At 51.1% G+C, this 18,119-nt stretch carries 13 protein-coding genes; 9 read left to right on the top strand and 4 right to left on the bottom strand.

Annotation, left to right across the window (positions count from 1 at the left end; all coding sequences use genetic code 11):
• Window positions 1–11 precede the first annotated feature (11 nt).
• The 9 genes from lrp to OH663_RS16965 all read left to right on the top strand — a co-directional run bounded on the left by lrp (window position 12) and on the right by OH663_RS16965 (window position 13,742).
• Complete coding sequence (gene lrp, locus OH663_RS17005) at window positions 12–506, top strand: leucine-responsive transcriptional regulator Lrp (protein ID WP_002439523.1); 495 nt, start codon at window positions 12–14, stop codon at window positions 504–506.
• A 134-nt stretch (window positions 507–640) separates the two neighbouring features.
• Window positions 641–4,645, top strand: coding sequence for a DNA translocase FtsK (gene ftsK, locus OH663_RS17000; RefSeq protein ID WP_200010733.1), 4,005 nt, complete (start codon window positions 641–643; stop codon window positions 4,643–4,645).
• A 111-nt stretch (window positions 4,646–4,756) separates the two neighbouring features.
• Complete coding sequence (gene lolA, locus OH663_RS16995) at window positions 4,757–5,368, top strand: outer membrane lipoprotein periplasmic chaperone LolA (protein WP_040233939.1); 612 nt, start codon at window positions 4,757–4,759, stop codon at window positions 5,366–5,368.
• A 10-nt stretch (window positions 5,369–5,378) separates the two neighbouring features.
• Window positions 5,379–6,722 carry a replication-associated recombination protein RarA gene (gene rarA, locus OH663_RS16990; protein WP_045441249.1) on the top strand — a complete coding sequence of 448 codons (1,344 nt, stop codon included), beginning with the start codon at window positions 5,379–5,381 and terminating at the stop codon, window positions 6,720–6,722.
• A gap of 92 nt (window positions 6,723–6,814) precedes the next feature.
• On the top strand, window positions 6,815–8,107 hold the full coding sequence (serS, locus tag OH663_RS16985; RefSeq protein ID WP_045441250.1) for a serine--tRNA ligase: 1,293 nt from the start codon (window positions 6,815–6,817) through the stop codon (window positions 8,105–8,107).
• Window positions 8,108–8,343: 236 nt separating this feature from the next.
• The gene (dmsA, locus tag OH663_RS16980) at window positions 8,344–10,788 is read left to right on the top strand and encodes a dimethylsulfoxide reductase subunit A (RefSeq protein WP_263525782.1); all 2,445 of its coding nucleotides are present in this window, start codon (window positions 8,344–8,346) and stop codon (window positions 10,786–10,788) included.
• Window positions 10,789–10,798: 10 nt separating this feature from the next.
• Window positions 10,799–11,416: a dimethylsulfoxide reductase iron-sulfur subunit DmsB gene (dmsB, locus tag OH663_RS16975; protein ID WP_045441252.1), complete on the top strand. Its 618-nt coding sequence runs from the start codon at window positions 10,799–10,801 to the stop codon at window positions 11,414–11,416.
• Window position 11,417: 1 nt separating this feature from the next.
• Window positions 11,418–12,281 (top strand): dimethyl sulfoxide reductase anchor subunit family protein, encoded by an 864-nt coding sequence (locus OH663_RS16970; protein WP_045441253.1) that lies wholly within the window; start codon window positions 11,418–11,420, stop codon window positions 12,279–12,281.
• A gap of 309 nt (window positions 12,282–12,590) precedes the next feature.
• Window positions 12,591–13,742 (top strand): MFS transporter, encoded by a 1,152-nt coding sequence (locus OH663_RS16965; protein ID WP_200010737.1) that lies wholly within the window; start codon window positions 12,591–12,593, stop codon window positions 13,740–13,742.
• Here the strand turns inward: OH663_RS16965 and OH663_RS16960 are convergent.
• The 4 genes from OH663_RS16960 to pflB form a co-directional block, all read right to left on the bottom strand.
• A complete protein-coding gene (locus tag OH663_RS16960; RefSeq protein ID WP_231593096.1) occupies window positions 13,682–13,843 on the bottom strand; it encodes a hypothetical protein in 162 nt (53 codons plus the stop codon). The two genes, OH663_RS16965 and OH663_RS16960, sit on opposite strands and share 61 nt — an antisense overlap.
• Window positions 13,844–13,987: 144 nt before the next feature.
• Window positions 13,988–14,782, bottom strand: coding sequence for a PA3715 family protein (locus OH663_RS16955; protein WP_200010739.1), 795 nt, complete (start codon window positions 14,780–14,782; stop codon window positions 13,988–13,990).
• Window positions 14,783–14,870: 88 nt separating this feature from the next.
• Window positions 14,871–15,611: a pyruvate formate lyase 1-activating protein gene (pflA, locus tag OH663_RS16950; RefSeq protein WP_045441255.1), complete on the bottom strand. Its 741-nt coding sequence runs from the start codon at window positions 15,609–15,611 to the stop codon at window positions 14,871–14,873.
• 180 nt (window positions 15,612–15,791) lie between these two features.
• A complete protein-coding gene (gene pflB, locus OH663_RS16945; RefSeq protein WP_045441256.1) occupies window positions 15,792–18,074 on the bottom strand; it encodes a formate C-acetyltransferase in 2,283 nt (760 codons plus the stop codon).
• Between the last annotated feature and the right edge of the window lie 45 nt (window positions 18,075–18,119).

Genomic DNA, 18,119 nt, shown 5'->3' with positions numbered 1-18,119 from the left:
AGACAATAATAATGGTAGATAGTAAGAAGCGCCCTGGCAAAGATCTCGACCGTATCGATCGTAACATTCTTAATGAGCTGCAAAAGGATGGGCGTATTTCTAACGTCGAGCTTTCTAAACGAGTGGGACTTTCACCAACGCCCTGCCTTGAGCGTGTGCGTCGGTTGGAAAGACAGGGTTTTATTCAGGGCTATACAGCGCTGTTGAACCCGCATTATCTGGATGCATCACTTCTGGTTTTTGTTGAGATTACTCTGAATCGTGGCGCCCCGGATGTGTTTGAGCAATTTAACTCTGCAGTACAAAAACTTGAAGAAATTCAAGAATGTCATTTGGTGTCCGGTGATTTCGACTACCTGCTGAAAACACGCGTACCGGATATGTCAGCTTACCGTAAGCTATTAGGGGAAACCCTGCTGCGTCTGCCTGGCGTGAATGACACACGTACTTACGTGGTTATGGAAGAAGTAAAACAGAGCAATCGTCTGGTTATTAAGACGCGCTAACACGGAACAGGTGCAAAATCGACTCAGTTTGATTACACTCCTGTTAATCCATACAGCAACAGTGCCGGGGTAACCCGGTGCTGTTGTCCGTTTTAGCATCGGGCAGGAAAAGCCTGAAACCTGGAGAGCCGTTTTTGAGCCAGGAATACACTGAAGACAAAGACGTCACATTGACGAAGTTAAGCAGCGGGCGCCGACTTCTGGAAGCGCTACTCATCCTTATTGCCCTTTTTGCCGTCTGGTTGATGGCTGCCTTACTCAGCTTTAACCCTTCGGACCCCAGTTGGTCGCAAACCGCGTGGCACGAGCCTATTCATAATCTGGGGGGAATACCCGGCGCATGGCTGGCGGACACGCTGTTCTTTATTTTCGGCGTCATGGCCTACACCATTCCCGTAATCATTGTTGGCGGCTGTTGGTTTGCCTGGCGGCATCAGGCCAGTGATGAATACGTTGATTATTTTGCCGTGTCGCTTCGCATTATCGGCGTTCTGGCGCTGATTCTTACTTCTTGCGGACTGGCGGCAATCAATGCCGACGACATCTGGTATTTCGCCTCCGGTGGCGTGATTGGCAGTTTGCTAAGTACCACTTTGCAACCTCTGCTGCATAGCAGCGGGGGAACGCTCACACTGTTATGTATCTGGGCTGCTGGGTTAACTCTGTTTACCGGCTGGTCATGGGTGAGTATTGCGGAGAAATTAGGGGGCTGGCTGCTAAATATTCTGACATTTGCCAGCAACCGAACTCGTCGTGATGATACCTGGGTCGATGATGAAGAATATGAAGACGACGAGTTTGTCGACGCTGCCGAAGGAAAACCGCATGAATCGCGTCGGGCACGTATTCTTCGCGGCGCATTAGCGCGCCGTAAGCGCCTGGCTGAAAAATTTACCAACCCGCTTGGGCGTCACACCGATGCTGCGCTGTTCTCCGGCAAACGCATGGATGATGAAGATGAAATAGAATACAGCGCCCGTGGCGTCGTTGCCGATCCTAATGATGTCCTGTTCTCTGGAAATCGGGCGACGTTGCCAGAATATGATGAATTCGATCCGCTGCTCAATGGACACTCCGTAGCAGAGCCAGTGGCAGCTGCTGCGGCGGCCACTGCAGCAACGCAGGCCTGGAGCGCTCCCGTTGATCCATTGATGCAAACCCCGCCTGCATCGGGCACAGTTCCTGTTCAGCCTGCTCCTGCAGTTGCATGGCAATCTGCGCCGGGGCCACAGACTGGTGAACCGGCTATCGCGCCTGGACCAGAAGGGTATCCGCAGCCAAATCAGTACGCACAGCCATCTGTACAACCTTATGAAGCGTGGCAACAACCGGCGCCTGTTGAGCCCCAGCCGCAATATTCCGTTCCTCCTGTGGCTGACGTTGGTTATGAGCAGCCGATGATGCCAGAATCGCAAATGCCCTGGCAGACGCAAGAGCCGGTAGCGGAACAAAGCTGGCAACCTGAACCGGTTTATCAGCAGAATGCTCCTCTCCAGCCACAGTCTGTCTATCAGCAGGAGACTATTCCATCGCAACCAGTTGTTCATCAGCAATCCATTGTTGAACCGCCACCTGTTGTTGAGCCGGAACCGGTTGTTGAAGAGACTAAACCAGCTCGTCCTCCGCTCTACTATTTTGAAGAAGTGGAAGAGAAACGTGCGCGCGAACGTGAACAACTCGCAGCATGGTATCAGCCAATTCCGGAACCTGTGACAGAGCCAGAACGGGTGAAACCGTCTATGCCGACAACTGCCGCCATACCGCCAGTTGAGTCTGTCGTTGCCGCTGCACCAATGGCCACAGGGGCGAAAAATGCAGCTCTGGCTACCGGGGCTGCCGTTGCTGCCGCACCTGTGTTTAGTCTGGCTGGTGGTGCGCCACGTCCGCAGGTGAAAGAAGGTATTGGGCCGCAGTTGCCACGCCCGAACCGTGTCCGCGTGCCAACGCGTCGTGAACTGGCCTCGTATGGCATAAAATTACCGTCGCAGCGAATTGCTGAAGAAAAAGCGCGTGAAGAGCAACTTGATTCGGATACGCAATATAGTGACGATGAAATTGATGCAATGCATCAGGATGAGCTGGCACGTCAGTTCGCGCAGTCCCAACAGCATCGTTATGGGGAAGAGTATCAGGACGGCACAAACCAAGCTGAGGATGAAGATTCTGCTGCAGAAGCGGAGTTAGCCCGTCAGTTTGCATCTTCCCAACAGCAGCGCTATTCCGGCGAACAACCAGCGGGCGCTAATCCGTTCTCACTGGATGACTTTGCATTCTCACCGATGAAAGCTCTGGTCGATGACGGCCCGCATGAGCCGCTGTTTACCCCGAGCGTGATGTCGGAGGAGCCTGCACCAGCGCCGCATTATCAACAGCCGCCGCAGCCTGTAGCGCCGCAGCAGCATTATCAGCAGCCGCCGCAGCCTGTAGCGCCACAGCAACATTATCAGCAGCCGCCACAGCCTGTAGCACCGCAGCAGCATTATCAGCAGCCGCCGCAGCCTGTAGCATCGCAGCAGCATTATCAGCAGCCGCCGCAGCCTGTAGCGCCGCAGCAGCATTATCAGCAGCCGCCACAACCTGTAGCACCGCAGCCGCAGGATAGCTTGATCCATCCATTACTGATGCGTAATGGTGACAGCCGCCCGGTACAACGTCCAACCACACCGCTGCCCTCGCTGGATCTGTTGACGCCACCGCCGAGTGAAGTTGAACCAGTGGATACCTTTGCGCTGGAGCAAATGGCGCGTCTGGTTGAAGCCCGACTGGCGGATTTCCGCATTAAAGCTGATGTCGTGAACTATTCACCGGGTCCGGTTATTACCCGTTTTGAACTGAACCTGGCCCCTGGTGTGAAAGCTGCGCGTATTTCTAACCTCTCCCGCGATCTGGCTCGTTCGTTGTCGACCGTTGCGGTGCGTGTGGTAGAAGTGATTCCAGGTAAACCGTATGTGGGACTGGAACTGCCGAATAAAAAACGTCAGACCGTCTATCTGCGTGAAGTTCTGGATAACGCGAAGTTCCGCGAAAATCCATCTCCGCTGACAGTCGTGTTGGGTAAAGATATTGCAGGCGAGCCGGTCGTTGCTGACCTGGCAAAAATGCCTCATCTGCTGGTTGCAGGAACCACCGGCTCCGGTAAGTCGGTTGGGGTAAACGCCATGATCCTCAGCATGCTATACAAGGCACAACCGGAAGATGTCCGCTTTATCATGATTGACCCGAAAATGCTGGAACTTTCCGTTTACGAAGGTATCCCGCATCTGTTGACTGAAGTTGTTACAGATATGAAAGATGCGGCCAATGCTTTGCGCTGGAGCGTCAATGAAATGGAGCGTCGCTATAAGCTGATGTCGGCGCTTGGCGTACGTAACCTTGCTGGTTATAACGAGAAAATCGCTGAAGCAGCCCGTATGGGGCGTCCGATTCCTGACCCGTACTGGAAACCTGGCGATAGCATGGACGTTCAGCATCCTGTGCTGGAAAAACTGCCGTATATCGTCGTGTTGGTAGATGAATTCGCTGATCTGATGATGACCGTCGGTAAAAAGGTGGAAGAACTCATCGCTCGTCTGGCACAAAAAGCACGTGCGGCGGGCATCCACCTGGTACTGGCGACTCAGCGTCCGTCGGTTGATGTTATTACCGGTTTGATTAAAGCCAACATTCCAACCCGTATCGCCTTTACCGTTTCCAGTAAGATTGATTCACGCACCATCCTCGACCAAAGTGGCGCAGAGTCTCTGCTGGGCATGGGGGATATGCTTTATTCCGGGCCTAACTCCACTATGCCAGTGCGTGTGCATGGCGCATTTGTGCGCGACCAGGAAGTGCATGCAGTTGTTCAGGACTGGAAAGCGCGTGGGCGTCCACAATACGTTGATGGCATTACCTCCGACAGCGAAAGCGAAGGCGGTGGCGGTGGTTTTGACGGTGGTGAAGAGCTGGATCCGCTGTTTGACCAGGCCGTCAAATTTGTCACGGAGAAACGTAAGGCCTCAATCTCCGGCGTTCAGCGTCAGTTCCGTATTGGTTACAACCGTGCCGCACGCATCATTGAACAGATGGAAGCGCAGGGAATTGTCAGTGAGCAGGGACATAATGGTAATCGTGAAGTGTTGGCGCCGCCTCCCTTCGATTGATTGCAAAGTTAAGTAATTCAGTATTTTCTACTTTCCTCATGCTGATTTTTGGCCTGGAATGGATAGCAGAGGGATCTCCCCGTCGGGAGTGACGTATTTTGAGGAATAACGATGAAAAGAATCGCAATCACCTGTGCATTACTGTCGAGCTTTGTGGTTAGCAGCGTCTGGGCTGATGCTGCCAGCGATCTGAAAAGCCGTCTGGATAAAGTCAGTAGTTTCCATGCCAGCTTCACCCAGAAGGTGACGGATGGCAGCGGAGCGGCAGTACAGGAAGGTCAGGGTGACTTATGGGTTAAACGTCCGAACCTGTTTAACTGGCATATGACACAGCCTGACGAGAGCATTCTGGTATCCGATGGCAAAACGCTGTGGTTCTTTAACCCGTTTGTTGAGCAAGCAACGGCCACCTGGCTGAAAGATGCCACGGGGAATACACCGTTTATGCTGATTGCGCGCAACCAGTCCAGCGACTGGCAACAATACAATATCAAGCAAAACGGTGATGACTTTGTGCTGACCCCGAAAACCAGCAGCGGTAATCTGAAGCAGTTCACCATTAATGTCGGGCGTGATGGAACAATCCATCAGTTCAGTGCTGTCGAGCAGGACGATCAACGCAGTAGCTATCAGCTGAAGTCTCAGCAGAATGGTGCAATTGAACCATCAAAATTCACCTTTACCCCGCCACAAGGTGTGACGGTGGACGATCAACGTAAGTAGAGGCGCGTGAGTGGGCAATCTGTCGCTCGATTTTTCTGATAATACCTTTCAGCCACTGGCCGCGCGCATGCGGCCAGAAAATTTAGCACAGTATATCGGCCAGCAGCATTTGCTGGCCGCAGGCAAGCCCTTGCCGCGTGCCATTGAGGCAGGGCACCTGCACTCCATGATCTTGTGGGGACCACCCGGTACGGGTAAAACAACACTCGCCGAAGTGATTGCTCGCTACGCTGATGCAGATGTTGAACGCATTTCGGCGGTCACCTCTGGTGTGAAAGAAATTCGTGAGGCCATTGAGCGTGCGCGTCAGAACCGCAATGCAGGTCGGCGTACAATTTTGTTCGTGGATGAAGTTCATCGTTTTAATAAAAGCCAGCAGGACGCGTTTCTCCCGCATATCGAAGATGGCACCATTACATTTATTGGCGCCACGACCGAAAATCCCTCTTTTGAACTTAACTCGGCATTACTGTCGCGTGCGCGTGTCTATCTACTGAAATCGTTAACCACCGAAGATATTGAGCAGGTGCTGGACCAGGCGATGACAGATAAAGCGCGTGGCTACGGGGGACAGGATATTGTCCTGCCGAATGAAACACGTCGGGCGATTGCGGAACTGGTGAATGGTGACGCGCGAAGGGCGTTGAACACGCTGGAAATGATGGCTGATATGGCCGAAGTCGATGACAGCGGAAAACGTGTTTTACAGACAGCATTACTGACTGAGATTGCCGGGGAGCGCAGCGCGCGCTTTGATAATAAAGGCGATCGCTTTTACGATCTGATCTCGGCGTTACACAAATCGGTACGCGGCAGCGCACCGGATGCGGCGCTTTACTGGTATGCACGGATCATTACCGCCGGTGGCGATCCGTTATACGTCGCGCGCCGTTGTCTGGCAATTGCTTCCGAAGATGTGGGAAATGCCGACCCACGGGCTATGCAAGTGGCAATTTCAGCATGGGATTGTTTCACTCGCGTAGGGCCTGCAGAAGGCGAACGAGCGATAGCTCAGGCGATAGTTTATCTGGCCTGTGCGCCGAAAAGTAATGCAGTCTATACCGCCTATAAAGCAGCGTTGGCTGATGCCCGCGAGCGTCCGGATTATGATGTGCCTGTGCATTTGCGTAATGCCCCGACGAAGCTGATGAAAGAAATGGGCTACGGACAGGAATATCGCTACGCTCATGATGAGCCGAATGCGTATGCTGCCGGTGAAGAGTACTTTCCGCAGGAACTGGCACAAACGCGCTATTATCACCCCACAAACAGAGGTCTTGAGGGTAAGATTGGCGAAAAGCTCGCCTGGCTTGCCGGGCAGGATCAAAATAGCCCTATAAAACGCTACCGTTAGCGCGATCGTTGCGGTAATGTTGGCAATGTATCCCTGTGATCGCAGGCTGTGGTCACTTTCTCCTATTTTAATTCGATAAGCACAGGATAAGCATGCTCGATCCCAATCTGCTGCGTAATGAGCCAGACGCAGTCGCTGAAAAACTGGCAAGCCGGGGCTTTAAGCTGGATGTAGATAAGCTGCGCGCTCTTGAAGAGCGTCGTAAAGTTCTGCAGGTACAAACAGAAAACCTGCAGGCAGAGCGTAACTCTCGATCGAAATCCATCGGCCAGGCAAAAGCGCGCGGAGAAGATATCGAGTCTTTACGTCTGGAAGTGAACAAACTGGGCGAAGAGCTGGATACCGCGAAAGCTGAACTTGATGCCTTGCAGGCCGAGATCCGCGATATTGCACTGACCATTCCTAACCTGCCAGCGGACGAAGTTCCGGTGGGTAAAGATGAAAATGACAATATCGAAGTCAGCCGTTGGGGTACTCCTCGCGAATTTGATTTCGAAGTGCGCGATCACGTCACGCTGGGTGAAATGCATACCGGTCTTGATTTCGCTGCTGCGGTTAAGCTAACGGGTTCTCGTTTCGTGGTAATGAAAGGGCAGATTGCACGTATGCACCGTGCGCTGTCTCAGTTCATGCTGGATCTACATACCGAACAGCATGGTTACAGCGAAAACTACGTTCCGTATCTGGTTAACCATGACACGCTGTACGGTACAGGCCAGTTGCCGAAGTTTGCCGGTGATCTGTTCCATACGCGTCCGCTGGACGAAGAAGCCGATAGCAGTAACTATGCGCTAATCCCAACGGCAGAAGTCCCGCTGACCAACCTGGTACGCGATGAGATCATTGACGAAGATGCACTGCCGATCAAAATGACCGCGCATACGCCATGTTTCCGTTCTGAAGCCGGCTCTTACGGTCGTGATACTCGTGGTCTGATCCGTATGCACCAGTTTGATAAAGTTGAAATGGTGCAGATTGTTCGTCCGGAAGATTCTATGGACGCACTGGAAGAGATGACAGGCCATGCTGAGAAAGTACTTCAGCTGCTGGGACTGCCGTACCGTAAGATCATTCTATGCACTGGTGACATGGGCTTTGGCGCATGCAAAACCTATGATCTGGAAGTGTGGATCCCGGCGCAGAATACTTACCGCGAGATCTCCTCCTGCTCAAACGTGTGGGATTTCCAGGCACGTCGTATGCAGGCTCGTTGCCGCAACAAATCCGACAAGAAGACGCGTTTAGTGCATACGCTGAACGGTTCTGGTCTGGCTGTGGGACGTACCTTGGTTGCTGTGATGGAAAACTACCAGCAAGCTGATGGCCGCATTCAGGTTCCGGAAGTATTACGTCCCTATATGAATGGTCTGGAATACATCGGTTAAGCCATCTTTTTCTGTTAAAAAAGCGCCTGTGGGCGCTTTTTTTATGCCTGCTTGATACCGGACAATAACCCTTACCTCATTAGTGGTAATACTACCTTCGAATGAAGGTCAGTATTTATCTCTGTCTTTACGCAAATTCACTATATACCAGTCTGTATAACGATAATATCGATATATAAATATCTATACAACGAGTATTTCTTTTTTGTTTATTGTGAGCAGCAGAGTGAGTCACTATGAAAACTAAGATCCCCGATGCCGTACTGGCAGCTGAGGTGAGTCGTCGCGGTTTGGTAAAAACGACGGCGATAGGCGGACTGGCGATGGCCAGTAGCGCATTTACCCTGCCATTTACCCGCATAGCAAATGCCGCAGAAGCCATTAATCCGGCGCAGATCAATGAGAAAGTGATCTGGAGCGCCTGTACGGTGAACTGCGGTAGCCGCTGTCCGTTGCGTATGCATGTGGTGGATGGTGAAATAAAGTATGTTGAAACCGATAATACCGGCGATGACAATTATGACGGCCTGCACCAGATTCGTGCCTGTCTGCGCGGCCGCTCCATGCGTCGTCGCGTCTATAACCCGGACCGTCTGAAATATCCGATGAAGCGTGTCGGTAAGCGCGGTGAAGGCAAATTCGAGCGTATAAGTTGGGATGAAGCCTACGATATTATCGCCAGCAATATGCAACGTCTGATCAAAGACTACGGTAACGAGTCTATTTACCTCAACTACGGTACCGGTACGCTGGGAGGCACCATGACGCGCTCATGGCCGCCGGGAAAAACGCTGGTTGCTCGCTTGATGAACTGTTGTGGCGGCTATCTGAACCACTACGGTGACTACTCTTCTGCGCAAATTGCTGCTGGTCTGAACTATACCTATGGCGGCTGGGCGGACGGTAATAGCCCGTCTGATATCGAAAACAGCAAGCTTGTTGTTCTGTTTGGTAATAACCCTGGTGAAACCCGCATGAGCGGTGGTGGGGTAACGTATTACCTTGAGCAGGCGAGGCAGAAGTCAAATGCCCGTATGATCATTATAGATCCTCGTTATACCGATACTGGTGCGGGGCGCGAGGACGAATGGATCCCGATTAGACCGGGCACCGATGCGGCGCTGGTCAATGGTCTGGCGTACGTATTGATCAGCGAAAATATGGTTGATCAACCGTTTCTCGATAAATACTGCGTGGGATACGATGAGAAAACCCTTCCGGCAGGTGCGCCAAAAAATGGCCACTACAAGGCTTACATCCTCGGGCAGGGTAAAGATGGTATAGCGAAGACTCCGGAATGGGCTGCGCAGATAACAGGTATTCCGGCTGACCGTATCGTTAAGCTGGCACGTGAGATTGGTAGTGCCAAACCCGCCTATATCAGCCAGGGCTGGGGACCACAGCGTCATGCTAACGGTGAAATTGCTACCCGTGCTATTTCCATGCTGGCTATTCTGACCGGTAACGTCGGTATTAACGGCGGTAACAGCGGCGCGCGTGAAGGCTCTTACAGTTTACCGTTTGAACGTATGCCTACGCTGGAAAACCCTGTTGAAACCAGTATCTCGATGTTTATGTGGACCGACGCGATTGAACGCGGCCCGGAAATGACGGCGCTACGTGACGGCGTTCGTGGAAAAGATAAACTCGACGTTCCGATTAAAATGATCAGGAACTATGCTGGTAACTGTCTGATTAACCAGCATTCCGATATCAACCGCACTCACGAAATCCTTCAGGATGATAAGAAGTGCGAAATGATTGTTGTCATTGACTGCCATATGACGTCCTCGGCTAAATACGCCGATATTTTGCTGCCAGACTGCACAGCTTCCGAACAAATGGATTTCGCCCTCGACGCTTCGTGCGGGAATATGTCCTATGTGATATTCACCGACCAGGCCATCAAGCCACGCTTTGAGTGCAAGACTATCTATCAAATGACCAGCGAGCTGGCAAAACGCCTGGGCGTCGAGCAGCAGTTTACTGAGGGTCGTACTCAGGAAGAGTGGATGCGTCATCTGTACGAGCAGTCACGCAAAGCGATACCTGAATTGCCGACGTTTGAAGAGTTCCGCAAGCAAGGGATCTTCAAACAGCGCGATCCCGAAGGACATCACGTAGCTTACAAAGCATTCCGCGAGGATCCAAAAGCAAATCCACTTACCACGCCATCGGGCAAGATCGAAATTTATTCTCAGGAACTGGCGGATATCGCAGCAACCTGGGAACTGCCTGAAGACGACGTGATTGATCCATTGCCAATCTACGCCCCGGGATTTGAAAGCTTAAACGATCCGTTGGCGGATAAATTTCCCCTGCAGTTGACGGGATTTCACTATAAGTCTCGCGTTCACTCAACCTATGGCAACGTTGATGTTCTGAAAGCATCTTGCCGCCAGGAAATGTGGATTAACCCGCTGGACGCGCAAAGACGTGGTATTAACAACGGCGACAAAGTTCGTATCTTTAATGACCGTGGCGAGGTGCATATTGAGGCGAAAGTGACGCCACGTATGATGCCAGGCGTTGTGGCGTTAGGTGAGGGGGCATGGTATGACCCGGATGTGAAACGTGTGGATCAGGGCGGTTGTATTAACGTGCTGACAACCCAGCGTCCTTCTCCTCTCGCCAAGGGGAACCCGTCACATACGAACCTTGTTCAGGTTGAAAAGGTGTAAGGAGTAACCGATGACAACCCAGTATGGATTTTTTATTGATTCCAGCCGTTGCACCGGTTGCAAAACCTGCGAACTGGCCTGCAAAGACTACAAAGATTTAACTCCGGATGTCAGCTTCCGTCGTATTTATGAATACGCTGGCGGCGACTGGCAGGAAGATAACGGCGTCTGGCATCAGAACGTTTTTGCCTATTATCTCTCCATCGCATGTAACCACTGCGAAGACCCGGCCTGCACCAAGGTTTGTCCGAGCGGAGCTATGCACAAACGTGAAGATGGTTTTGTGGTCGTTGATGAGGACGTGTGCATCGGATGTCGCTATTGCCATATGGCCTGCCCTTATGGCGCTCCACAGTACAATGCTGCTAAAGGGCATATGACCAAGTGTGATGGCTGTCATGACCGTGTTGCAGAGGGTAAAAAACCAATCTGCGTTGAGTCCTGCCCGTTACGTGCACTGGATTTTGGCCCGATTGATGAACTGCGTAAAAAGCACGGAGAACTGGCTGCGGTTGCGCCATTGCCGGGTGCGCACTTCACCAAACCTTGTATTGTGATCAAGCCTAACGCCAATAGCCGCCCTACAGGGGATACCACGGGTTATCTGGCAAATCCGAAGGAGGTGTAAGATGGGAAGTGGATGGCATGAGTGGCCGCTGATGATCTTCACTGTTTTCGGACAGTGTGTGGTTGGTGGCTTTATTGTTCTGGCACTGGCGCTGATGAAAGGGGATTTACGCCCTGAATCACAACAACGTGTGATTGCCTGTATGTTTGGCTTGTGGGTGTTAATGGGGATCGGTTTTATTGCTTCCATGCTGCACCTGGGGTCACCTGTGCGAGCCTTTAACTCACTCAACCGTGTAGGTTCTTCTGCACTGAGTAATGAAATCGCCAGCGGCTCGCTCTTCTTCGCCGTTGGTGGTATCGGTTGGTTGTTGGCGGTATTGAAAAAAATGTCACCAGCATTACGTAATCTTTGGCTGGTTGCCACCATGGTACTGGGCGTAGCTTTTGTCTGGATGATGGTACGTGTGTATAACACCATTGATACGGTACCAACTTGGTTCAGTATCTGGACGCCGCTGGGCTTCTTCCTGACGCTATTTATGGGGGGGCCACTGCTGGGTTATCTGCTGCTGCGCGTTGCCGGAATTGATGGTTGGGCAATGCGACTGCTGCCGGCTATTTCAGTACTTGCACTGGTGGTAAGCGCCATCATGTCCGTGATGCAGGGGGCTGAGCTGGCAACTATCCACAGTTCAATTCAGCAGGCATCTACCCTTGTGCCGGATTACGGTTCGCTGATGGCATGGCGTATTGTGGCATTGGCTTTAGCGCTGTGCTGCTGGATAGTGCCGCAAGTAAAAGGCTATCAACCAGCAATACCACTGCTTTCAGTCGCATTTATACTGCTGTTGGTAGGTGAATTGATCGGTCGCGGCGTGTTTTATGGTCTGCATATGACAGTCGGCATGGCAGTTGCCAGTTAAAGTCTGTTTGTCGGCATGATATGAAAGCCGGGGTTAATACCCCGGTTTTTTTACATCTGACTGGTAATAACAGAAAAAAAGACAAAATGAACCATGAAATTTTTCGACTGAACGTAACGGGGCAGTTTTGTTTTAGATCAATTTAAACAATCAGATGGCGTCAGGCAGATTATCATCATTGATGATGAGAATTAGTATTTCAAATCGATCACATTGAAATCGTGCTACAGGCCGTAGTCAGCCGATTGACAATGTTTTTGGCAGTGGCATGATGCGCATGAAATTTGAACTTCCTCACGGTTTTTATTCATGTCCACCTATACCCGACCCGTCATGCTGCTGCTGTGCGGGCTGCTTCTATTGACCCTGGCGATCGCCGTGTTAAACACGCTCGTCCCGCTTTGGCTCGCCCATGAAAATTTGCCAACCTGGCAAGTGGGAGTGGTCAGCTCGTCTTATTTCACCGGCAATCTGATTGGGACATTACTTACCGGGTATTTAATTAGACACCTTGGCTTTAATCGCAGCTATTACATTGCATCGTTTATTTTTGCAGTGGGTTGTGTGGGATTGGGCGTTATGGTGGGATTCTGGAGCTGGATGACCTGGCGCTTTATTGCGGGCGTAGGTTGCGCCATGATTTGGGTGGTGGTGGAAAGCGCGCTAATGTGCAGCGGAACTTCGCGTAATCGCGGACGCTTACTTGCTGCATATATGATGGTCTATTACGTGGGGACGTTTTTAGGACAGCTGTTGGTCAGTAAAGTATCGACAGAATTAATGAACGTTCTGCCATGGGTTACTGGCACGATCCTGGCCGGGGTCTTACCGTTGCTCTTTACGCGCATTGTGAACCAACAGAGTGATGATCATCATTCGACGACCCCAATTGCCTCCATGTTGAAGCTTCGACAGGCTCGTCTGGGCGTGAATGGCTGTATTATTTCCGGAATTGTGCTGGGTTCTTTGTACGGTTTGATGCCGTTGTATCTCAATCATCAGGGAGTCAGCAATGCCAGCATTGGCTTCTGGATGGCCGTTCTGGTCAGCGCCGGGATTCTGGGGCAATGGCCGATTGGTCGTCTGGCGGATAAATTAGGTCGTCTGTTGGTTTTGCGTGTGCAGGTGTTCGTGGTGATCCTCGGTAGTATCGCTATGCTGAATCAGGCGGCGATGGCACCCGCGTTGTTCATGCTGGGAGCGGCAGGTTTTACCCTCTATCCGGTAGCAATGGCCTGGGCCTGCGAGAAAGTTGAGCATCATCAACTGGTCGCCATGAATCAGGCACTGTTATTAAGCTATACCGTGGGTAGCCTGCTTGGACCGTCATTTACCGCCATGCTGATGCAGAATTATTCTGACAGCGTGTTGTTTATTATGATCGCCAGTGTGTCGTTTATTTATTTGCTGATGCTGCTTCGTAAGGCTGGGCATACACCAAACTCTGTGGCGCATGTCTGAGTTGTATTAAGTAAAATAGCGTGAAGTTCCTGTTGGCTGCTAACAGTGGCGAGTTGTTGCAGATGCTCAGCCTCATCCAGCCAGCACACCAGCTGTTGAATAATCCTGATATGCTGAGTGCCATTAGATGCGACAAGTACAATAATTACCCTTACTTCAGGCTAGCCAGGAAAACATACTGGCGTGGTCAAGGCATAGCAATGACAAATGCGTCTCATGGCTGCTTTTCAGACGTTATGGTGCTCTTATTCCAGAGGCATAAGGGATTTGGGTATGACATAGTGCTTGCCATCATATCGTAGCAATGTTGTCGTTTTGCCTGGTTTGTCCTTTGATACACACTCGCCATTGGCGTCAGTATGTGTGGTGGATGCTACGTTTTTCTCGGTTACCCGTATATTGGCGTATCCCTTCTGTGAGCCGGGTTCCAGAGCCAGGGTGCGTTTAACATCGTTAAATGTGCCTGCACAGTTTCCATCCCATTCGCCGCTGCTATTTTCAAGCACAATACCGTTTAATATTGTCCGTAACTGGTTATCCTCAATGACAAACAGCGACAGTGCATCTTCACTCATAGGGTTCACTCGTGAGCTGCCGTTGCGCATGATATGCAAGCCGAATGCAGTCTGGTTAGGTTTAACTTTCCAGCGTGCTGTATCAAGAGTAATGCCTGTAATACGAAAAGCGTCATCGTCCATACGCGCAGTAAGATTTAATCGCTGTTTGACGTTGAGGGTAGCGGAATCCAGTACCAGAAGTTCCAGATCGCCTGAGTGATCGTAATCGGTATACTGCTGAGACATCAATGGAACCGCTGCCAGTGTCAGCTCCGGTTGTGCCGGCCAGACCTTGCAAATTGCGCTTTGGGGAGAATTGGCGCTGGTGGTGATAACCTGGTTATCTTTGGTGATGATGCCCTGCGGTGTAGATGTTGCATCTGGCCACGCATGCTGGACGATGGCATTGATATCGCAGCTGCTGGCGGCATTTACGCACTGGGCTGACAGCAGTAAAACTCCTGAGATGAATAAGCGCTTCACATCCTTTCCTTTGTTATGACCTGAATATCAGATGCTTTAGATAGCAAAACGGCTGCCCTGATGGCAGCCGTTTCGATGAGGCAAAAAATCAATACATCACTTTGTGACCATATTGCTCAAGGATACCTTTCACGCGCTCCATGGTCTCTTTCTTCGGCGGCTTAACACCATCCAGTTTGTACTCTTCGCCCATCGCCACCCATTTGTGTTTACCCAACTCGTGATAAGGCAGTAGTTCGATTTTTTCTACGTTGCCCATATCACGGGTAAACTCACCCAGACGGTGCGCGGAATCGTCATCGTCAGACCAACCGGGGACGACAACGTAGCGGATCCACACTTTAATATCTTTGTTAGACAGGTAGCGAGCAAATTCCAGTGTACGATGGTTAGATACACCTACCAGGTTCTGATGGATTTCGTCGTTCATCTGTTTAAGATCGAGCATTACCAGGTCAGTCACTTCCAGCAGTTCATCAATAACTGGATCGTAGCGGCGAACAAAACCGTTAGTATCAAGACAGGTATGAATACCTTCTTTCTTACAGGCACGAAACCAGTCACGAACAAATTCAGCCTGCAGGATGGCCTCACCGCCGGATGCCGTTACGCCGCCACCGGAAGCATTCATAAAGTGGCGATAAGTTACCACTTCTTTCATTAACTCTTCGACAGTAACTTCTTTGCCACCGTGCGTATCCCACGTATCACGGTTGTGGCAATACAGGCAGCGCATCAGGCAGCCCTGGAAGAAAGTGATAAAACGGATGCCTGGGCCGTCTACGGTGCCACAGGATTCAAAGGAGTGAATGCGACCAATAACTGACATTGCGGTGTTTCTCCAGGTGTGGCCCATCCGGGGCCTGTGTTAGTGCACAGTTGTTCACTGTGTCGAGTCTGTTTTGGCAGTCATCCATAAGTATAGATAGCTGGCGAAAGAGACTTAGTTGTTAAAAAGGCCCCACTTACGTGGAGCCTTTATTGTACGCTTTTTCAGTCAGACTGGGAATTACATGGTCTGAGTGAAGGTACGAGTGATAACGTCCTGCTGCTGTTCTTTAGTCAGGGAGTTAAAACGTACTGCGTAGCCAGAAACACGGATGGTCAGCTGCGGATATTTTTCCGGATGTTCCATCGCATCCAGCAGCATTTCGCGGTTCATGACGTTCACGTTCAGGTGCTGACCACCTTCGATGGACGCTTCATGGTGGAAGTAACCATCCATCAGACCAGCCAGGTTGGTCTTACGAACTTCGTCGTCTTTACCCAGAGCGTTCGGAACGATAGAGAAGGTGTAAGAGATACCATCTTTAGCGTAAGCAAACGGCAGTTTTGCAACAGAGGTCAGAGAGGCAACAGCACCTTTCTGGTCACGACCGTGCATTGGGTTAGCACCAGGTCCGAACGGCGCGCCAGCACGACGACCGTCTGGGGTGTTACCTGTTTTCTTACCATACACAACGTTAGAAGTGATGGTCAGAACAGACTGAGTCGGGATAGCGTTACGGTAGGTAGTCAGTTTCTGAATTTTCTTCATGAAACGTTCTACCAGGTCAACCGCCATGTCATCAACGCGAGAGTCGTTGTTACCAAACTGCGGGTATTCGCCTTCGATTTCGAAGTCAACAGCCAGGCCGTCTTCGTCACGAATCGGTTTAACTTTCGCATATTTGATTGCAGACAGGGAGTCAGCAGCAACGGACAGACCAGCGATACCACACGCCATGGTGCGGATAACATCACGGTCGTGCAGCGCCATCAGAGAGGCTTCGTAGCTGTACTTGTCGTGCATGTAGTGGATAACGTTCAGTGCGGTGACGTACTGTTTTGCCAGCCAGTCCATGAAGTGATCCATGCGCTCCATAACTTCGTCGAAGTTCAGGACGTCGCCTTTGATCGGCTCAGACTTAGGACCAACCTGCATTTTCAGTTTTTCATCAACGCCGCCGTTGATTGCGTACAGCATGGTTTTCGCCAGGTTTGCACGCGCACCGAAGAACTGCATTTGTTTACCAACAACCATTGGGCTGACGCAGCAAGCGATAGCGTAATCGTCGTTGTTGAAGTCCGGACGCATCAGGTCATCGTTCTCGTACTGCAGAGAAGAGGTATCGATGGACACTTTAGCGGCGAATTTCTTGAAGTTCAGAGGCAGTTTTTCAGACCACAGAACGGTGATGTTCGGCTCCGGAGAAGGACCCATGGTGTACAGGGTGTTCAGGAAGCGGAAGCTGTTTTTGGTAACCAGAGTACGGCCGTCAACGCCCATACCACCGATAGATTCAGTTGCCCAAATCGGGTCACCGGAGAACAGTTCATCATATTCAGGGGTACGCAGGAAGCGAACCATACGCAGTTTCATGACCAGGTGGTCAATCATTTCCTGAGCGTCTTGCTCGGTGATTTTGCCTGCTTTGATATCGCGTTCGATGTAAGCATCCAGGAAGGTGGATACACGACCGAAGGACATTGCTGCACCGTTCTGAGACTTAACAGCGGCCAGGTAGCCGAAGTAGGTCCACTGGATAGCTTCCTGAGCGTTGGTAGCCGGACCAGAGATATCGCAGCCATATTTAGCAGCCATTTCTTTGATCTGACCCAGCGCGCGGTGCTGTTCAGCGATTTCTTCACGCAGACGGATAGTCGCTTCCAGGTTTACGCCATTTTCCAGATCGGATTGCAGAGAAACGAACTGAGCGTATTTGTCTTTCATCAGGTAGTCGATACCGTACAGCGCAACGCGACGGTAGTCACCGATGATACGACCACGGCCATACGCATCTGGCAGACCAGTCAGAACACCGGATTTACGGCAGTTCAGAATGTCTTTGGTATAAACATCGAATACACCCTGGTTGTGGGTTTTGCGGTATTCGGTGAAGATTTTTTTCAGCATCGGGTCCAGTTCGCGATTGTACGCTTTGCAGGAACCTTCAACCATTTTGATGCCGCCAAACGGGATAATTGCACGTTTCAGCGGAGCTTCAGTCTGCAGACCAACAATTTTCTCGAGCGCTTTGTTGATGTAACCAGCGTCGTGAGAAGTGATGGTAGAAGCAACGGAGGTGTCAAAGTCAACAGGCGCGTGAGTGCGGTTTTCCTGTTTAACGCCTTCCATCACGCTGTCCCACAGTGCGGTGGTCGCTTCAGTCGCGCCAGCCAGGAAGGACTCGTCACCCTCGTACGGAGTGTAGTTTTTCTGAATGAAGTCACGGACGTTTACTTCATTCTGCCAATCACCTTTGGTAAAACCTTCCCAGGCTGTGGCTAACTTTTCATTAAGCTCGGACATGTAACACCTACCTTCTTAAGTGGATTTTTTATTTACTGCGTGTAA

Source organism: Citrobacter sp. Marseille-Q5395 (genome assembly GCF_947057495.1).
Classification (GTDB): Bacteria; Pseudomonadota; Gammaproteobacteria; order Enterobacterales; family Enterobacteriaceae; genus Citrobacter; species Citrobacter murliniae.
This window is presented reverse-complemented; position numbering and strand designations above follow the sequence as displayed.

What these genes read in the sequence shown, in the direction of transcription:
- lrp (WP_002439523.1), top strand. Translation starts at nt 12, where the DNA reads ATGGTAGATAGTAAGAAGCGCCCTGGCAAAGATCTCGACCGTATCGAT.
- lolA (WP_040233939.1), top strand. Translation starts at nt 4,757, where the DNA reads ATGAAAAGAATCGCAATCACCTGTGCATTACTGTCGAGCTTTGTGGTT.
- serS (WP_045441250.1), top strand. Translation starts at nt 6,815, where the DNA reads ATGCTCGATCCCAATCTGCTGCGTAATGAGCCAGACGCAGTCGCTGAA.
- dmsA (WP_263525782.1), top strand. Translation starts at nt 8,344, where the DNA reads ATGAAAACTAAGATCCCCGATGCCGTACTGGCAGCTGAGGTGAGTCGT.
- dmsB (WP_045441252.1), top strand. Translation starts at nt 10,799, where the DNA reads ATGACAACCCAGTATGGATTTTTTATTGATTCCAGCCGTTGCACCGGT.
- OH663_RS16970 (WP_045441253.1), top strand. Translation starts at nt 11,418, where the DNA reads ATGGGAAGTGGATGGCATGAGTGGCCGCTGATGATCTTCACTGTTTTC.
- OH663_RS16965 (WP_200010737.1), top strand. Translation starts at nt 12,591, where the DNA reads ATGTCCACCTATACCCGACCCGTCATGCTGCTGCTGTGCGGGCTGCTT.
- pflA (WP_045441255.1), bottom strand. Translation starts at nt 15,611, where the DNA reads ATGTCAGTTATTGGTCGCATTCACTCCTTTGAATCCTGTGGCACCGTA.
- pflB (WP_045441256.1), bottom strand. Translation starts at nt 18,074, where the DNA reads ATGTCCGAGCTTAATGAAAAGTTAGCCACAGCCTGGGAAGGTTTTACC.